Annotated in this window: 17 protein-coding genes and 1 riboswitch; of the genes, 16 read left to right on the top strand and 1 reads right to left on the bottom strand. The window is 34.6% G+C overall.

Annotation, left to right across the window (positions count from 1 at the left end; translation table 11 throughout):
* The first annotated feature begins 607 nt into the window (after nucleotides 1-607).
* From BN2390_RS10060 to BN2390_RS09985, 16 genes are all read left to right on the top strand, one after another.
* Nucleotides 608-2,362 (top strand): ABC transporter substrate-binding protein, encoded by a 1,755-nt coding sequence (locus BN2390_RS10060; RefSeq protein ID WP_053984226.1) that lies wholly within the window; start codon nucleotides 608-610, stop codon nucleotides 2,360-2,362.
* 154 nt (nucleotides 2,363-2,516) lie between these two features.
* Nucleotides 2,517-3,485 (top strand): ABC transporter permease, encoded by a 969-nt coding sequence (locus BN2390_RS10055; RefSeq protein WP_053984225.1) that lies wholly within the window; start codon nucleotides 2,517-2,519, stop codon nucleotides 3,483-3,485.
* Nucleotides 3,486-3,497: 12 nt separating this feature from the next.
* Complete coding sequence (locus tag BN2390_RS10050) at nucleotides 3,498-4,493, top strand: ABC transporter permease (RefSeq protein WP_198524896.1); 996 nt, start codon at nucleotides 3,498-3,500, stop codon at nucleotides 4,491-4,493.
* Nucleotides 4,494-4,501: 8 nt separating this feature from the next.
* Entirely contained in the window at nucleotides 4,502-5,668 is a 1,167-nt protein-coding gene (locus tag BN2390_RS21935; RefSeq protein WP_330373737.1) for an ABC transporter ATP-binding protein, read from the top strand.
* Entirely contained in the window at nucleotides 5,669-6,646 is a 978-nt protein-coding gene (locus tag BN2390_RS21930) for an ABC transporter ATP-binding protein (RefSeq protein WP_053984223.1), read from the top strand.
* Nucleotide 6,647: 1 nt separating this feature from the next.
* Complete coding sequence (locus BN2390_RS10035; protein ID WP_053984222.1) at nucleotides 6,648-6,917, top strand: hypothetical protein; 270 nt, start codon at nucleotides 6,648-6,650, stop codon at nucleotides 6,915-6,917.
* A gap of 130 nt (nucleotides 6,918-7,047) precedes the next feature.
* Nucleotides 7,048-7,935, top strand: coding sequence for a YitT family protein (locus tag BN2390_RS10030; RefSeq protein ID WP_053984221.1), 888 nt, complete (start codon nucleotides 7,048-7,050; stop codon nucleotides 7,933-7,935).
* Nucleotides 7,936-7,992: 57 nt separating this feature from the next.
* A riboswitch (purine riboswitch) is annotated at nucleotides 7,993-8,094 on the top strand.
* Nucleotides 8,095-8,165: 71 nt separating this feature from the next.
* Nucleotides 8,166-8,696, top strand: coding sequence for a nucleoside-triphosphatase (locus tag BN2390_RS10025; RefSeq protein WP_053984220.1), 531 nt, complete (start codon nucleotides 8,166-8,168; stop codon nucleotides 8,694-8,696).
* Between the two features lie 21 nt (nucleotides 8,697-8,717).
* Nucleotides 8,718-9,797 (top strand): ABC transporter substrate-binding protein, encoded by a 1,080-nt coding sequence (locus BN2390_RS10020; protein WP_053984219.1) that lies wholly within the window; start codon nucleotides 8,718-8,720, stop codon nucleotides 9,795-9,797.
* Nucleotides 9,794-10,795: a FecCD family ABC transporter permease gene (locus BN2390_RS10015; RefSeq protein ID WP_053984218.1), complete on the top strand. Its 1,002-nt coding sequence runs from the start codon at nucleotides 9,794-9,796 to the stop codon at nucleotides 10,793-10,795. The genes BN2390_RS10020 and BN2390_RS10015 overlap by 4 nt, the downstream gene beginning before the upstream one ends.
* 20 nt (nucleotides 10,796-10,815) lie before the next feature.
* A complete protein-coding gene (locus BN2390_RS10010) occupies nucleotides 10,816-11,451 on the top strand; it encodes a nucleotidyltransferase family protein (RefSeq protein WP_053984217.1) in 636 nt (211 codons plus the stop codon).
* A complete protein-coding gene (locus BN2390_RS10005; RefSeq protein ID WP_053984216.1) occupies nucleotides 11,432-12,004 on the top strand; it encodes a xanthine phosphoribosyltransferase in 573 nt (190 codons plus the stop codon). The genes BN2390_RS10010 and BN2390_RS10005 overlap by 20 nt, the downstream gene beginning before the upstream one ends.
* 210 nt (nucleotides 12,005-12,214) lie before the next feature.
* On the top strand, nucleotides 12,215-12,922 hold the full coding sequence (locus BN2390_RS10000) for a hypothetical protein (protein WP_053984215.1): 708 nt from the start codon (nucleotides 12,215-12,217) through the stop codon (nucleotides 12,920-12,922).
* Nucleotides 12,923-12,941: 19 nt separating this feature from the next.
* Nucleotides 12,942-13,649, top strand: coding sequence for a flavodoxin family protein (locus tag BN2390_RS09995; protein ID WP_053984214.1), 708 nt, complete (start codon nucleotides 12,942-12,944; stop codon nucleotides 13,647-13,649).
* A gap of 184 nt (nucleotides 13,650-13,833) precedes the next feature.
* Entirely contained in the window at nucleotides 13,834-14,268 is a 435-nt protein-coding gene (locus tag BN2390_RS09990; protein WP_053984213.1) for a MarR family winged helix-turn-helix transcriptional regulator, read from the top strand.
* A 5-nt stretch (nucleotides 14,269-14,273) separates the two neighbouring features.
* A complete protein-coding gene (locus BN2390_RS09985) occupies nucleotides 14,274-15,638 on the top strand; it encodes an MATE family efflux transporter (RefSeq protein ID WP_053984212.1) in 1,365 nt (454 codons plus the stop codon).
* A gap of 65 nt (nucleotides 15,639-15,703) precedes the next feature.
* Here the strand turns inward: BN2390_RS09985 and BN2390_RS21705 are convergent, their stop codons facing one another.
* Nucleotides 15,704-17,287, bottom strand: a complete 1,584-nt coding sequence (locus tag BN2390_RS21705) for a hypothetical protein (RefSeq protein WP_053984211.1) — start codon at nucleotides 17,285-17,287, stop codon at nucleotides 15,704-15,706.
* Between the last annotated feature and the right edge of the window lie 47 nt (nucleotides 17,288-17,334).

Raw genomic sequence — 17,334 nt, 5'->3', positions numbered from 1 at the left:
TTTAACAAAGCTATATAGCAGTAAGATATAAATATTTGATGAATAATAGGTGAATAAATATGGAAAATTGAATGAAATAAAAATATAAAAAAGAAATGAATAGATATAGATTGCTTTTATAAAATTACAGGTATTAGAAAAGAGTACTTGCATATATGAAAGAAAAGAATAAAGATCCTTCTCTCATAGAAAAGTAAGAAATAGAGTTAGTTAGTCCCCTTTTCTTTTTGTTGTTGTCATAAATTCTAAATGCAGTTGTATATAATAGATAGAAAATATGATAAAAAAGGCTGACAAATTTTAAAATTTAGAAATGGCATATAGACAAATGTACCTGTTAGAAAAGCAATGAGAGGTTTAAATTCAAAAATATGATAGATTAAAACGGTAAAAAATCATGGCTATAAGCCATTTTTTATAAATATACATAAAAATTACTACATAATTAAATAAATGCATTGAATAACTTGCAGATTTATGGTAATATGAAGTAGAAATTGTTAATAAAGTCTTGCATAATGATTGTATACAATCATTAAGTTGCAAAAACGTTCAGGCTTTGAATGAAATTATAATAACAATAAGAAAGATAATGGAGGGATTAATAATGAAGAAATTTGCTAAAAAGTTCGTAGTATTATCATTAGCGACTGGTCTTGCAGCAACTAGCCTTGTAGCTTGTAGCAATGGCAATGACAGTCAAACAACACCAGAGGGGCAAAATCAATCAACAGAAAATAAAACAGACGACAAAAAAGAAGAAACTTCTAAATCTAAATATACAACAACTGTTGTTGCATCACTTGAAATGAATGGTATATTCAGTCCATTCTTTGCAACTACAGGTTATGACATGGGTGTTGCAGAAATGGTAGTTGCACCACTTATTAAAGCAGATCGTAATGCACAACCACAATCTGAGCTTGCAGAATTTGCAATTGAAGAAGTTAAAGGTGATGATGGTGTAGTAGCAGAAACAGTTTATACTTTCACACTTAAAGATGGTGTTACATTCAGTGATGGTAAACCTGTAACAGCAGATGATATTATCTTTACATATAAAGTATTAGCAGATCCATCATACGATGGTCCATCTACATTTGTAACATTACCAGTTTTAGGTCTTGAAGAATATGCAAAAGGTGATGCTACAGAAATCAGCGGTGTTGAAAAAGTAGATGATAGAACAGTAAAAGTTACACTTAAAGGTATTGACCCAGCGGCTATCTGGAAATTAGGTGGTGTGGCAGTTGCTCCACAACACTACTACGGTGTAGATGATAGTGGTAAAGAGTACGCTAAAGGGGATATGAGTGTTCCAAAATCAAGAAATGCTAAACCAATGGGTGCAGGTGCTTACACATTTGGAAGCTTTGAAAACAACGTAGTAACACTTAATGCAAATGAAAGTTACTTCAAAGGTACACCAGCTACTCCAACAATCAAATACCAAGTTACAGCTGAGTCTAACAAACTTGAAGGTTTAAAACTTGGTGAGTTTGATATCTCTGACCCATCAGCATCAGTAGAAATGGTTAAAAACGTAGAAGATGCAGGTCTTGAGTACAGATTAGTAGATAACTTAGGTTACGGATACATCGGTATGAATGCAGAACGTATTACAGACGTTAACGTTCGTAAAGGTTTAATGCACCTTATGAACCGTCGTCCAGCAGTTGAATCATACTATGGTGAACTTGCAACAGTTATCGAAAGACCAATGTCACAAGTATCTTGGGCATATCCAGAAGGTGCAACAGAATACTATGGTTTTGATCCAGCTAAAGCTTTAGAGTACTTCACAGCTGCAGGTTACACACAAGTAGATAAAAATGGTAAACCAAGTCTTGAAAAAGATGGTAAACAACTTCGTATTGAAGTAGGTATTCCAGGTGGCGGTACTATGGACCATCCAACAGCTCCAGTACTTACTCAAATGAAAACTGAAATGGAAAAAATCGGTGCTGTACTTGAAATCGCAGATACAGATGGAACAGTATTCTTCGATAGACTTAACCAAAGTGACTGGGATATGTGGGTAGCAGCTTGGGGTGCATCAGTTGACCCAGATATGTACCAAGTTTACCACTCAGAAGGTCCATCAAATCATTACAAAGTTAAAAATGCAGATTTAGATCAACTTATTGTAGATGCACGTTTAACAAATGATATTGAAGAAAGAAAAGAATGCTATAGTAAAGCGCTTGACATCATTATGGATGAAGCGGTTGAAATGCCAGTATACCAAAGAAAGAATATGTATGTATTCAACCAAGAAATCGTAGATATGGATTCACTTCCAAAAGATATGACTCCTTACTACACATACTTTGCAGAAGTTGAATCATTCAGACTTAAATAATAATAAGGCATGAAACTAATCACCAACTCCTTAGGGGTTGGTGATTAATATCAGCCTATAATAAGAATTATGTAAAATAGATGAAATAAAACTATTTATTGTAAGTTGATATTAATCACAAAATGCTATAGATTCTAGAAAAGGAGTGAAATAGATGAGACAATATATTATCCGAAGATTGTTTATATCAATTTTCGTACTATTAGGTGTATCTATGATTGTTTATGGTTTACTACGTTTAGCACCAGGAGATTATGTAAGTACAATTACACAAGGTAGACCAGATGTTACACAAGAGATGAAAGACCAATTAGCTGAACTCTATGGACTTAATAAAGGGGTAGTAGAAGGATATATTGACTGGGTAAGTGATGCAGTCAAAGGTGATTTTGGTGATTCTTTAGTATACAGTAAACCAGCTACAGCAGTTATTAAAGATAAAATGTGGATTTCTTTCTGGATGGCACTTCCATCCTTTATATTACAGCTTTTAATTGCGATACCGTTGGGAATTATTTCGGCAACAAAACAATATACAATGACAGACTATACTGTTACAACCATTGCATTAGTAGGGATCTCTCTACCAAGTTTCTTCTTTGCAGCGATTTTACAAAGAATATTTGCTATGGGACTTAAATGGTTCCCACTTCAAGGGATGGTAACAGCACGTATGGACTATGAAGGCTTTGCGCTCATCATGGATATGGCATGGCACTTTATTCTTCCAATTACAGTTTTAACTGTACTTAGTATTGGTGGGCTTATGCGTTATAGTCGTACAAATATGTTAGAAGTATTAAATGCAGATTACATACGTACAGCAAGAGCTAAAGGGCTTAGCGAACATAAAGTTATTTATAAACATGCATTCCGTAATACACTTATCCCAATCGTTACTATGGTTGGTGGTATGATTCCTGGGCTTTTCTCAGGTGCTATGATTACTGAAGGTATTTTCTCTATTGAGGGGCTTGGATATGTAGGACTTAAAGCACTTCGTTCTGGAGATATTCCATTTATGATGGCCTTTACAATGTTCATTGCAGTTTTAACATTATTAGGTACTTTATTATCAGATATTCTCTATGCAGTGGTTGACCCACGCGTAAGACTTAAATAAGGAGTGATGAAAATGGCTGAAAATACAAAGTTAGAAACAAACAAACAAAAAGATATCAACCTTGAGAAAATCGTTACTCCTGGTCAGCTTGTTATGAAGCGTTTCTTACGTAATAAGCTTGCTATAGGTGGGGTAGTTATTCTTGTAGCAATGTTCTTGTTTTCATTTTTAGGGCCACTTTTTACAAGCTATGGTGAGTATACTATTTTCTTTGTAAAAGATGGTGTAGAATTTAGTTCAGAGGACCACAAAGGTATGGATCCAACTGCAGAAGGTGTAAAGGTATATAATAAAGCGAAACCTTCAAAAACTCATTGGCTTGGAACAGATAAAGATGGACGTGATGTACTTGTTCGTCTTATGTATGGTGGTAGAGTATCTCTTATCATCGGGTTTGTAGTAGTAGGTATTCAGCTTGTATTTGGTATTTTATTAGGTGGTATAGCTGGATATTATGGAGGGAAGATAGATAACTTTATCATGCGTATAGTCGATGTCTTCTACTGTATACCAGGTTTACCAATTATGTTAATTATCAGTTCGATTATGTTAGCTTATGCAATTCCACAAGAACTTAAAATCTATGTTCTTATGCTTGCAATGGGTCTTTTAGGATGGACTGGTGTTGCACGTATTGTACGTGGTCAAATTTTAAGCTTACGTGAACAAGAATTCATGGTAGCAACAGAAGCAATTGGGCTTCACCCAGCAAAACGTATTATGAAACATCTTATTCCAAACGTAATGCCACAACTTATTGTTATTGCAACAATGGGTATGGGTAGTATTATATTAGCAGAAGCTGCTTATAGCTATTTAGGTATTGGGGTACCATTCCCACTTGCATCATGGGGAAATATGGTTAACACTGTTAATGACCCTGTTATTATGAGAGAGTACATGAACATCTGGTTCCCACCAGGATTTTGTATTTTATTAACAGTTTTAGGCTTCAACTTCGTAGGTGATGGCTTACGTGATGCCTTTGACCCTAAAATGAAAAGGTAGGTGATAACATGACTGGTATAACAGCTGAAATGAAAAAACAAAAGAAACTTGAGCAAAAAGAAGCTCAAAAACGTATGCGTCAAATTTCTAAAGAAAATAGTAAAGTCATTAAGAAATTTGAAAAAGAAAAGAAACGTAAAAAAGTAGATCCTTCAGAGTATCAAACAACAATGAAGAATCCAGAAAATATTATTGAAATAGATAACCTTCAAACTTTCTTCTTTACAGATATGGGTACAGTAAAATCTGTAAATGGTGTAACACTTGAAATTCCAAAAGGAAAAACAGTTGCACTAGTAGGAGAATCTGGTTGTGGTAAATCAGTAACAAGTCTTTCTATGATGAAACTTGTACAAGGGCCTACAGGGCAAATCGTAGGTGGAGAAATTCGTTATAACCGTAAAGGTGGCCCAGTTGATATTGTTAAAACACCTATTAGTGAAATGCAACATATCCGTGGAAACGAAATTGCAATGATCTTCCAAGAGCCAATGACAAGTTTAAATCCAATTTTTAAAATTGGTAGCCAAATTGATGAAACCATTGCACTACATAGACCTGATATGAGCAAAGAAGATATCAAAAAACAAACCATTGAAATGCTTAAATTAGTTGGTATTGCACGTGCAGAAGGTATTTATGATAGCTATCCACATGAGCTTTCAGGTGGTATGCGTCAACGTGTTATGATTGCCATGTCACTTTGCTGTGACCCACAATTTATCATTGCAGATGAGCCAACAACAGCCCTTGACGTTACAATTCAAGCACAGATTTTAGATTTACTTCGTGATATCAAAGATAAAATTGATGCAAGTATCTTACTTATTACTCATGACCTTGGAGTAGTAGCTGAGATGGCAGATTATGTTGTTGTTATGTACGCAGGGAAAATTGTAGAACAAGGAACAGCTCATGAAGTATTCCTTAATCCAAAACATCCATACACAATGGGCCTTATTAAGAGTAAACCAGCAGTAGGAAAAACAGTAGATCGTCTTTACTCTATTCCTGGTGCAGTACCAAATCCAGTTCAAATGCCAACACATTGTTTCTTTAAAGATCGTTGTGATAAATGCATTGAAAAATGTAAAGGTGATATTCCTGGACTTAAAATAATTGATGAAAACCATAAAGTTGCCTGTCATCTTTATGATGTAAAGGAGGGGAAATAGATGTCAGAAAACATTTTAGAAGTTAAAGAACTAAAAAAATATTTCCCTATTAAGGCTGGGGTTATCCAACGTGTAGTAGGGCATGTTAAAGCAGTAGACGGTATAAGCTTTAACATTAAAAAAGGTTCTACATTTGGTTTAGTAGGTGAGTCTGGTTGTGGTAAAACAACAGTAGGACGTACACTTCTTCGTTTACAAGAAAACTCAGGCGGAAACGTTGTATTTGATGGAAAAGATGTATTTGGTCTTTCAAACAAAGAACTTCGTAAAATTCGTCCAGAAATGCAACTTATTTTCCAAGATCCATACAGTTCATTAAGCCCAAGAATGCCTGTTGGAGAAATTATTGGTGAAGGTGTACGTGAACATAATATTGTTCCAAAAGAAGAATATAGACAATATGTTATGAGTGTTATGGAGAAATGTGGTCTCCAACCTCATCATATTGACCGTTATCCACATGAGTTCTCAGGTGGACAAAGACAACGTATCTGTATTGCACGTGCTATCGCACTTAAACCAAAAGTAATCGTATGTGATGAACCAGTATCTGCACTTGATGTATCTATTCAAGCACAAATCATCAACTTACTAAAAGACCTTCAAGAAGAGTTTGGCTACAGCTACTTATTCATTTCTCATGACTTAAGTGTTGTAGAACATATTTCTGATGAAGTAGGGGTTATGTACTTAGGTAACTTAGTAGAAAAGGCTCCAAAAGAAGAATTATTTGCTAATCCAAAACATCCATATACAAAAGCACTTTTCAGTGCGATTCCAGTTCCTGATCCAACAGTGAAAATGAACCGTATCGTTCTTGAAGGTGATATTCCATCTCCAGCTAATCCACCAGCAGGTTGTAAATTCCATACAAGATGTAAAGAATGTATGGAAATCTGTAAAACACAAGCACCAGTTTATAAAGATTATGGCAATGATCACTATGTAGCATGCCATCTTTACGACCAAGGTAAATAAGATGAATAATAACAATAAAGATGATGGAAGAACAGTAGCTGAGATGAATATACCGGGTATGCCTTGGTATGCTGGTCCAAGTGACCGCCATACCGGAGCCCCACAAGGGGAAAAGAAAAATAGCTTAGAGCAAGAAAGAATTGTTCTTTCAAAAGGTGAAAAACGAGCTATTTATAAAGGTGTTATGGCTGCTATTTTACCATTAGTTATGGCTTTTGCAGTTGGATACTTTTTGATTTTTCTTTTCTTAGATTTAGTGTGGCTTGGTTAATACTCTATTCAAAAGATAAATTTTAGGTTATAATACAAAAGACTAACAAGAGTCTGTTACTGCTAAGCAGTAACAGCTCTTTCTTTTTGGCTAGAAAATGATTACAGTAAAGAAAAGAAGAGGAGTACATATGAAAGTATTTGGTGTTACAAAAAAAGAACTATTTTTGATATTAGCAGGTTCAACCCTTTTAGCACTTGCTATTAATTGGTTCTTATCTCCTAATGCACTTGTAACAGGAGGCATTTCAGGGACTTCTATCATTGTTGAAGAAGTGACAAAAGGTATGTTTGGAGTAGGCGTACCACTATGGATTACAAACTTAGGGTTAAATATTCCCTTATTTCTAATTAGTATTAGACAAAGAGGCTTTCAGTTTGCTCAGAAGTCACTTTATAGTGTGCTTTGGGTGTCATTTGCTTTATGGTTTACCAAGTTTTTACCAAATCCATTTACTTCTACAGAAGACCTTTTGTTGCCAGCATTATTTGGAGGTATTTTTCTTGGATGTGGAATAGGTCTTGTTATTCGTGCAGGTGGAACAACAGGTGGTACCGATATGTTAGCTTCTATTATCAAATTTAAACATAATAATTTCCCCATTACAAAGTTAATGCTTATGATAGATGGATGTATTATTTTAAGTGGATTTTTCATCTTTGGACAGGAAAAAGCTATGTATGGTATTATTTCACTAGTTGTGATAAATAAAATTATTTCTAATATTATAGAAGGTATAGATTATGCAAAAGCTGTATTCATTATTTCAGATGAGAATGAACGTATTTCCAAGGAAATAATGGAGAAAATTCCACGTGGTGTAACAGGACTTAAAGCAACAGGTAAATATTCTAGAGAAGATAAAGAAATGCTTTATGTTGTTGTTTCTCAAAATGAAATTGCAAGACTTCGTGACTTAGTACAAGAGATCGACCCAAAAGCCTTTATGACTATTGCTGATGTGAGAGAAGTATTAGGTGAAGGTTTTGTAAAAGATCCAACAGCACTAACAAATTAGATGGTTTACCTACTTGTAAATATTAGGTAAACTAGATATAATAATAGATAATAGTTAAGTAAGTATCAAACAGTAATTCGTATATAATCGGTAATAAGGTCCGAAAGTTTCTACCTGCCAACCTTAAATTGGCGGACTACGAGGTGTTTAAAGTTTTGCTTAATGTAAAACCTAAGACTCCTCTTTTTTTGAGGAGTCTTTTTTTATAATTTTTTGGGGGAAATAGAGTAATGCAAAAAAAGAACTTTTTTATTACAGGTCCTAGAGGAATAGGAAAATCCACTTTACTTCAAAATGTATTAAGGGATTTAGAGTGGCAAGATAAAGTTGTAGGATTTAGAACTTTACCGTACTATCATGAACTTACAAGAAGAGGGTTTTATTTACATAGTCTAATAGATATTGCAAACAATGATCAGCCTATATCATGGCAATTTACACCTGAGACATGTGAACCGATTACATGTACCTTTGAGACTTTAGGCGTAAATCTATTAGAGGCAAGTATGCAATGTGAGAAACCGTATATAGTGATGGATGAGATAGGTGTATTAGAACGAGAAGCTTATATTTTCCAAGATACAATTTTTAAAGTGCTAGATAGTGATAAGCTTGTAATAGGAGTACTAAAGGAAAAATCACATCCTTTTTTAAATCATATTAAAGGAAGAGGAGATACTGCTGTATATACTTTAAAAAGAGAAAACTTTTATCAAATTCTAGAAGAGATAAAAAGAGATTTGATGAAGTGTTTATCTTAATATAACAAATGAGGTGGGAGTATGAAGAAATTTATGTTTTTAGTATTGGGAATGAGTTTACTTGTAGGATGTAGTAGTCAGCCACAAAATACTGCACAGCAGCCAAAAGATGAAGCACCAGTACAAACTAAAGAGCAAGATACTCAAGATGAAGCACAGAGTGTTGACACAAAGAATAGTGTAACGGTTGTAGACCAGTTAGGGAGAGAAGTAACAATAGAAGGTGAAGTTGACCGTATTGTTTCTTCTTATTACATATCTTCATCCATGCTTATTGCTTTAGATGCAAAAGATAAAGTAGTTGGCCTTGAGATGAAAGCAGATACAAGAGAAATCTACAAACAAGCTGCACCAGAATTCTTAGAATTACCAGCAGTAGGTTCAGGAAAAACATTTAACGTAGAAGAAGCATTAGCACTTGATCCAGATCTTATTATTTTACCTTATCGCTTAGAATCATTTATTCCACAGATTGAAGCACTAGATATTCCTGTTATTGCAATTGAACCTGAAAGTATGGATCAATTCTTAGAATGTATTGATTTAATAGGGACAGCAATTGGCCATAAAGAAGAAGCAAATAAACTTTTAAATTATTTTGATGAGGTAACAAAAAAAGTTGAAGATGCAACAAAAGATTTAGAAGCACGTCCAAGTGTTTATTTTGCAGGTAGTGGTAATCCACTTGTAACATGTACAGGCAAAATGTATCAAAATGCATTAATTGAACTTGCAGGTGGTGAAAATGTATCTAAGGATTTAACAGATGGATACTGGCAAACCATTTCAAATGAAGAGCTTTTAAAATGGAATCCAGAATACATCTACGCAGTGGGGTATGCGGATTATGATTTGACAGCGATTACAGATGAGGCAAATTATAAAGAGATTCAAGCTGTACAAGCTGGAAATGTTAAATTCTTCCCATCCTCAATTGAGCCATGGGATTATCCAACGCCTTCAGCAGCGCTAGGTATGCTTTGGCTTTTAAATGATCTTCATCCAGATCTTTATAGCCAAGATGCCTACATAGCGGATGCAAAGAATTTCTACAAGGAATTTTATAACATTGAAGTTACTGAAGAAGCACTTGGCCTATGAGCCTACAAAAAGTAAAGGTTAAAACAGCTGTATTAGTAGTGATGCTTCTAGGCTTAAGTATCGTATGCCTAGGTCTAGGACGTTATAATTTATCTCCTATAGAGGTTTTAAAAACTTTGATAGGTTTAGAGCCAGAGAAAATGGCTCATACAGTTGTATTTGGAATGCGTATTCCACGTATATTACTTGTTATACTTTCAGGGTGTGGACTTGCACTTAGTGGTCATGTATATCAAGTTGTTTTTAGAAATCCACTTGTGTCACCTGATATATTAGGCGTAGGTTCGGGATGCTCTTTTGGAGCAGCTTTTGCAATGGTATTTTTAGGTGGAAGTTTCTATATAGTAGGAACTACTGCTTTTATATGTGGAATTTTAGTTGTTACTTTAACATTAACTTTAGCAAGAAGGTCAACGCATAAGACTTTGAGCCTTGTATTATGGGGGATTGTAATGAGTTCTATTGCATCCTCAGGTCTTATGCTTATGAAATATAGTGCAGATCCTACAAAGCACTTGCCTAGTATTGAATTTTGGCTAATGGGCGGTTTTTATAATGCCAATTATAATACAGTAGTGCTAGTAGGCCTTTGTGTAGCAGTTGGTATGATTATATTATTTAGCTTAAGATGGAAGCTTAAAGTGCTGATGCTAGGAGATGAACAAGCACAAGCACTAGGTGTATCTGTAAAAAAGGTACGCTTATTAGCACTAGGTATGGCTACTTTAATCGTAGCAACTATTATTTCAGTAGTAGGTTTAGTAAGTTGGATTGGCCTTATTGCCCCACATCTTGCTAAGCTTTATACAAAAAGGGAAGATTTAAGTTGTGCATGCGCATCTATGTGTTTTGGAGGAATACTACTTCTAGGAGCAGATACATGTGCTAGGACACTCTTTCCAGCAGAGTTACCGATTAGCATTTTGACTTCTTTTATGGGGGCAATTATGTTAGCGGTGATACTTATACAATCAACAAAAGTAAGTCTACATAACTAAAAAATGAGATGGAGAGAGAAATGGAAAGCAAAGTGCCTTATATCTTTAAATTGATCATTTTAGCCGCTGGGAAAAGCACAAGATTTGGAGAAAACAAATTGCTTCAGTCCTATGGTAGAAGTACAGTCATTGGATGCCTCATACAAAAAATTGAAGAACTTGCACAAAGAGAATCTAGAATTGAACAGGTTATACTCGTAACCAATGAAACAACTCTAAAAGGTGTCAACCCATGTGGCAAGAAGATACAAGTTGTACTTAATCCTGTACCAGAAGAAGGCATTAGCCATTCTATTTTTCTAGGTCTTGAAGCAGCAGGAGAAGCAGATGTATATGGCTTCTTAGTGGCAGACCAATTAGCATTAAGTATAGATACTATACAGGCTATGATTGAGAGGTATAAGGTTACAGAAAAAGGCATATTATGTGCTAAAAAAGGTGAAAACTTAGGCAATCCAGTATTTTTCCACCATCAATATGTGGAGGAGCTTAAGAAGTTACAAGGTGATAAAGGTGGCAAAGTTATTCTTAAGAAACATTTAGAAGATGTCACTTACTTTGAAATAGAAGATGCCAGAGAACTTCAAGACTTAGACACTAAAGAGGATTGGACATATTTTGAAAAGGAGAATGAAAATGCAAGTATTAAAAGATAGAATTTTAACTGAAGGTGTAGTAAAAAGTGGGAATGTATTAAAGGTAGATAGTTTTCTTAATCATCAAATGGATATTACTTTATTTGATGCCATGGGTGAGGAGTTAAAAAGAAGATTTAAAGACGAAAAAATTACTAAGATCTTAACTATCGAAGCATCGGGAATAGGTATTGCTTGTATTGTAGCAAGACATTTTGATGTGCCAGTAGTATTTGCAAAAAAATCTGAATCAAAAAACTTAGATGGCGATCTTTATACAAGCCCAGTCTATTCATTTACACACCAAAAAGAATATATGATTCGTGTAAGTAAAAAGTTTATTACTGAAGAGGATCGTGTACTTGTTATTGATGATTTCCTTGCAAATGGAAAAGCTCTTATAGGACTATTTGATATTTTAGGCCAATCTGGTGCAACAGTAGTAGGTGCTGGTATTGCTATTGAAAAAGGTTTCCAAGGTGGAGGTGATGCATTAAGGGAGCAAGGGTTAAGAATTGAATCTCTTGCAATTGTAGAAGAGATGGGTGAAGGATTTATTAAATTTAGAGATTAAAAAAGGACTACCCTAGAAAGTTAGGGTAGTTTTTTTGTACTTTCAAAACAGTAGAGAAAAGGGATTAGAAAGAGAGGTGGCCTATAAGTAAAAGGCTATAACTTATAAATGAATTAAAAGATTTGAATAAACAAGTAGAAAGAATTTAAAAATATGGTAAAATATGGTATAATTCTTTTGAGGAAAAATAAGCAATGCAGGAGGAGTACCATGAGAAGAAAAACGGAAGTACTTTTAGGGGGTATTTTAGTTTTAGGTTTAGCCTTTGGAGGGTGTCAGGCAACTTATAGCAAAGCGAGTGATTCAGTCAATTTAAAACCTAATTTTACACAAGAAGATACAGTGACGTTGAATGCAAAACAACTGGAAAATTTGTCCGATGACATGGCTTCTAAAGTATTTAATAAGCTTGAAGAAATGATGGAAAATCAAGTGAATGAGAGTAATGAGCAAGTTGCTATTCCCGTTGTAAAAGTGAGTAATCCTGTAGAGAATAGGGTAGAGGAAATTGTAGCGACCCATTCAGGAAATGACATGGATGGGATGAACTTATTTAGAAAACAAGCATGTACGATTGGAGAGAGACATTTTAGTATAGAAGGATATACAGATGCAGGGATAGATGAAGAGGGAGCATTTGTATTAGATGATGGACAAAGATGGGGGATTATTGTGCGTGAAGGTGACAAAGTTTATCCAATCTTTGGGCCCGTGAATAATCAATTAGGTAAGATAGATTATTCAACCTATCTAGATGAAAATAATAACTTGAATTTAGTGGTATATGATATACAAGGAGCAGGCATACGTATTATAAGTTATGAATTTGATCCCACTAAAGATGTATTTAAATACCAGACAATCTATGAAGATTCTAATATTAATTACTTTACCTATGATATTGAATTAGCACCTTAATAATAATAGGGGGAAAGGCATGAAAATAACCGTTATTTATGGTACAGGACGTAAGGAACGTTCAACAACTTATCATTTAGCTCAGACTGTAATAGATGCATTAAAAGGTGAGGATGAAGTGAAAACATTCTTTCTGCCGAAAGATATGAACCAATTTTGCACAGGATGTTTTAAATGTTTTGAAGGGCATCAAGAGAAATGTCTAGCTTATAATCAGATAAAACCTATTCAAGAGGCATTTGAGGAAGCAGAGCTTATTATTTTTACTGTACCTGTCTATGTTTTCCATGTACCAGGGCAGGTTAAAGTGCTCCTTGATCACTTTGGTTTTTGGTGGATGGTACATCAATTAAATGGTAAGATGTTTCACAAACAAGCTCTTGTAATTAGTACAGCAGCAGGGGCGGGCATGAAATCTACAGTTAAGGATGTAAAGGATAGTTTGGATTTTTGGGGAGTAGGAAGGGTTTATAGTTATAAAAAACCTATATGGGCAGCCCATTGGACAGAAATAAAAAAAGACCAACAAGATAAAATGAAAGAAGATATTCTAAAGGTTGCCACCAAAATCAAAAGGCGACAAGATACTATGATACCTAGAGTGAAAGTAAAGCTTATGTTCTATGGGTGTAGACTTATGCAAAAGAAAATAGGTCTCAATGATGTAGATGTAGCACATTGGGAGAAGATGGGATGGCTCGGAAAAGTAAGACCATGGAAAAGCTAATTCAATAGAATGAAAAAGGTACATATATAATAGAAGGCTATTAGCCTCCTATTATATATGTACCTTTTTATATGGATAGAAAATAAAATGAGACTTGATGAAAAGTATGAAAGGGAGTATACTAAAAAAGGTTAGAAATCTAACAGTATTTTTTCGAACTAATTATAGGCATGGAGGATCTATGATGGATAAAGGATTTTTTGAAGATATAAGTGTATTACATCAGTTTATAAGAAATTTTCATAAAAGCTGCAATCCAGTTGAGATGAAGGTAGATCTAAATCGTACTCAGGCTCACGTATTGATGGCAGTTGCAAAAAATAATGTAAATACAATGACAAAGATAAGTGAGGAAGTTGGTCTTGAGAAAGGATCATTTACAACAGTTGTAGATAGCTTGATTCAAAAAGGTTATTTAGAACGTATACGTAGCGAAGAAGATAGAAGGAAAATTTCTCTTGTTTTAACAACTGAAGGAAGAGAAGTTGCCACGACGATGCAACAACACATGGGGAATCAAGCAGGAAAAATGTTTCATACAACCAATAAAGAAGATTTAGAAGCAATAAAGCAGGCAGTGCATGTGCTTGCAGAGTTTGCAAGAAAAGTTGAGGGGTGATAAAAATGGATAATAAAAAAATTAGATTAATGAGTGAGGCACCAGTAGCAGAAGCAATTTTTAAGATGTCTATACCTATGGTAATGGGCATGATGGTACAAGTATTTTATAATTTAGTGGATACATATTTTATAGGAAGACTAGGAGATGCAAATCAGCTTGCAGCATCTAATATGGCACTGCCAATCTTTATGATGCTTATGGCTATAGCAGGTATTATAGGAACAGGGGCTTCTTCCTATATTTCAAGATGCTTAGGAAATAAAAATTATGAGGAAGCTAATCGCGTTACGACTATTGCTACAGGTTTACTTGTTATCTTAAGTATTATTGTAACAATAGGTGGTCTCTTGAGTACAAATGGAATAGTTAAGATGCTAGGTGCAACAGAGCTTACTTTCACCTATACTAAACAATATGTAAGTATTATGTTTATGGGTAGTATAGCTGTTATGTGTAACTATGCATTTGGCCAACTTTTACGTGCAGAAGGCGATGCAATGAAGGCAATGATCGGTATGATGATTGGAACAGTTGCCAATATCATTTTAGACCCTATCTTAATCTTTGTGTTTGATTTAGGTATAGTAGGGGCAGCGTTAGCAACTGTACTAGGTAACTTCCTTGGTCTTACCTATTATATATGGAGCTTCGCAAAAGGGAAGACTTTATTACGCATACATCCAAAGCAATTTGGTTTTGATAAAGAAATTTATGGAGAAATTTTTAAGATTGGTGTACCTGCTTCACTTAATCAAATGCTCATGAGTTTTGCAACGATTATTGCCAATAATATTGCTATTGGTTATGGTGAGTTAACTGTTGCAGGAATGGGCGTAGCGATGAAGATTATGACAATTGGTACATTTGTGTTCATGGGATTTGCAGCAGGATGTCAGCCTTTAGTAGGCTTTAACTATGGTGCTAAAAATCATAGTAGGGTGAAAGAAATCATTCAAAAAGGAATTATTATTACTTCTATTATAGGTGTATGCTTAGCTACTTTATTTGGTATTTTTGCAAGTGGATTGATTAGTGTCTTTACACCAGACCAAGAAGTGGTAGAGATTGGTACAACTATTTTAAGAGCATTAATTTTCTCACTTCCTTTTATTGGTGGACAAATGGTTACAACAACAAGTGTACAAGCTATGGGTAAAGGTATAGCTGCCTTAATTCTTTCTATTGCACGTCAAGGCATTTTATATGTACCTCTTCTTATCATTTTAAATAAGTTAGCAGGGTTTGAAGGGTTTATTTATGCACAACCTATTACAGATGCTATTATGCTAGTATTTGCATTTATAATTGTATTTAGAGTTTTAGCACAAGAAGATGCTAAGCAGGTCATAGAAGTGAATCAATGTTAGAAATGAAGAGAGAAACAAAGAAAGAAATAAAGGAGGTATTGCATTTGGCAATACCTCCTTTATTTTTATTTATTATCTTCAGGATGATGGTGTCCGCCACAACATTCATGGTCGTGATTGTGGTGTCCGTGTCCGCCACAACATTCATGGTCGTGATCATGGTGTCCGTGTCCACCACAGCATTCATGGTCGTGGTCGTGATCGTGGTGCCCATGTCCACCGCAACATTCATGATCATGTGAATGTTCTTCAGTGCCATAAAGTGGGCTGTCATCATGGTAATCATATTCAGAGTCGTAAGGTACATAACCTTCATCATTACCACCAGGTAATGCTTGGAAGTAACCACTCTCTTCAAGTACATTACTTAAATACATCATTGTGAAGAGATTGCGTTTTGGATCACTTACATTTTGGAAACCTTGCATGATATATTTGTAGAAAGTTTCTTCATTCATAATGAATGGAACAACTGACATGAAGTATTGCATACGTAATTTACGAGGTACAGGTTCCATTGAAGATAATCTATTACGTAAATCACTTATAAAGTCACTAAAAATGGTTAGAACAGCTTCACTGTATGGACGATGCTTACTTGCATCAAATCCAAATACATGACTAACAGACATGCTATTGTAAGTTAGGATCAGAGTGAAGATTGGACCAGGATTACGTGTTTCACAAGCTTTTTTATAGTTTGGATAGATTTCTTCTTTAAGTGTAGATACACGTTCAGGAAGTGATTCAAGGAAGATATCTTTGTCTTCACTCTCATTTAAGATGTTTTGAATGGTACAGAATAAGTCATAGAAACTTACGTGTAAGTCTGTAAGTGTTTCAAAAGTGAGTTCATCAAAAATGAGCAAGGTACTAAAAGTACAAATCATATGATAAAGATTTTGAATAAGATCTAATGCGAAATCTATTGTTTCATTTGTAAGGTCAGCTTCTTCGAAGAATTCTTCAGCATCATTAATTGCTGCTAAGTCTTCTAAACCATGATAAATATCTTGGAAGCTTTCACCATAGTTTGTGTAAAGGCGTCCATCAAATAATTGACGAAGTACGCTTGTTAAAAACTCAGCACTTTCTACTGAATCTTCAATATTTACTTTAGCAAGACTTTTTTCTACGTAAGCTAAGAAACTTTCTTTTGTCATACGCATTGGAACGTATGGAAGTAAACTTGCTGCACGTTCTTGACGTTTTTTTGAAGTTTTTTCTGCAAATACAAAAGTGCTACAATCTTTAGCAAGTAACCCAAAGTCCATATCTTTTGCATCATCTTCTGTCAGATGATAGTCTTCATAAGTACTTTCAGTAATTGAACTTTTTAAGTTATAAAGAGATGTCAGATGCATAAGCTCTCTTTTATAAGCATTTAGACTACGGTATTTTTCTTCTAAAGCTATGCGGTAGTTAACAAGATTTGTTGCATAAGTCTCTTTGAATTCACTTTCACCGTTAAGAAGGTTTGGAAGGGTTAAGAAAAGTGTTCCCATTTCTTTTAAAATGCCAGCTACATCTTGATCAAAATACTCAAAAGTAGAAGCACAAGGATTTTTTAATACATTTAAATAATCTTCTATCATAGAGATATAAGAATAAGATATAGCAGCAAAAATAGATTTTTGATTTTTATCCATAGTATATTGTTCCTTTCACGTTTAATGCTCTATTAAGAATATACAAT

The sequence above is a fragment of the Niameybacter massiliensis genome (assembly GCF_001282685.1).
Classification (GTDB): Bacteria; Bacillota; Clostridia; order Lachnospirales; family Cellulosilyticaceae; genus Holtiella; species Holtiella tumoricola.
This window is presented reverse-complemented; position numbering and strand designations above follow the sequence as displayed.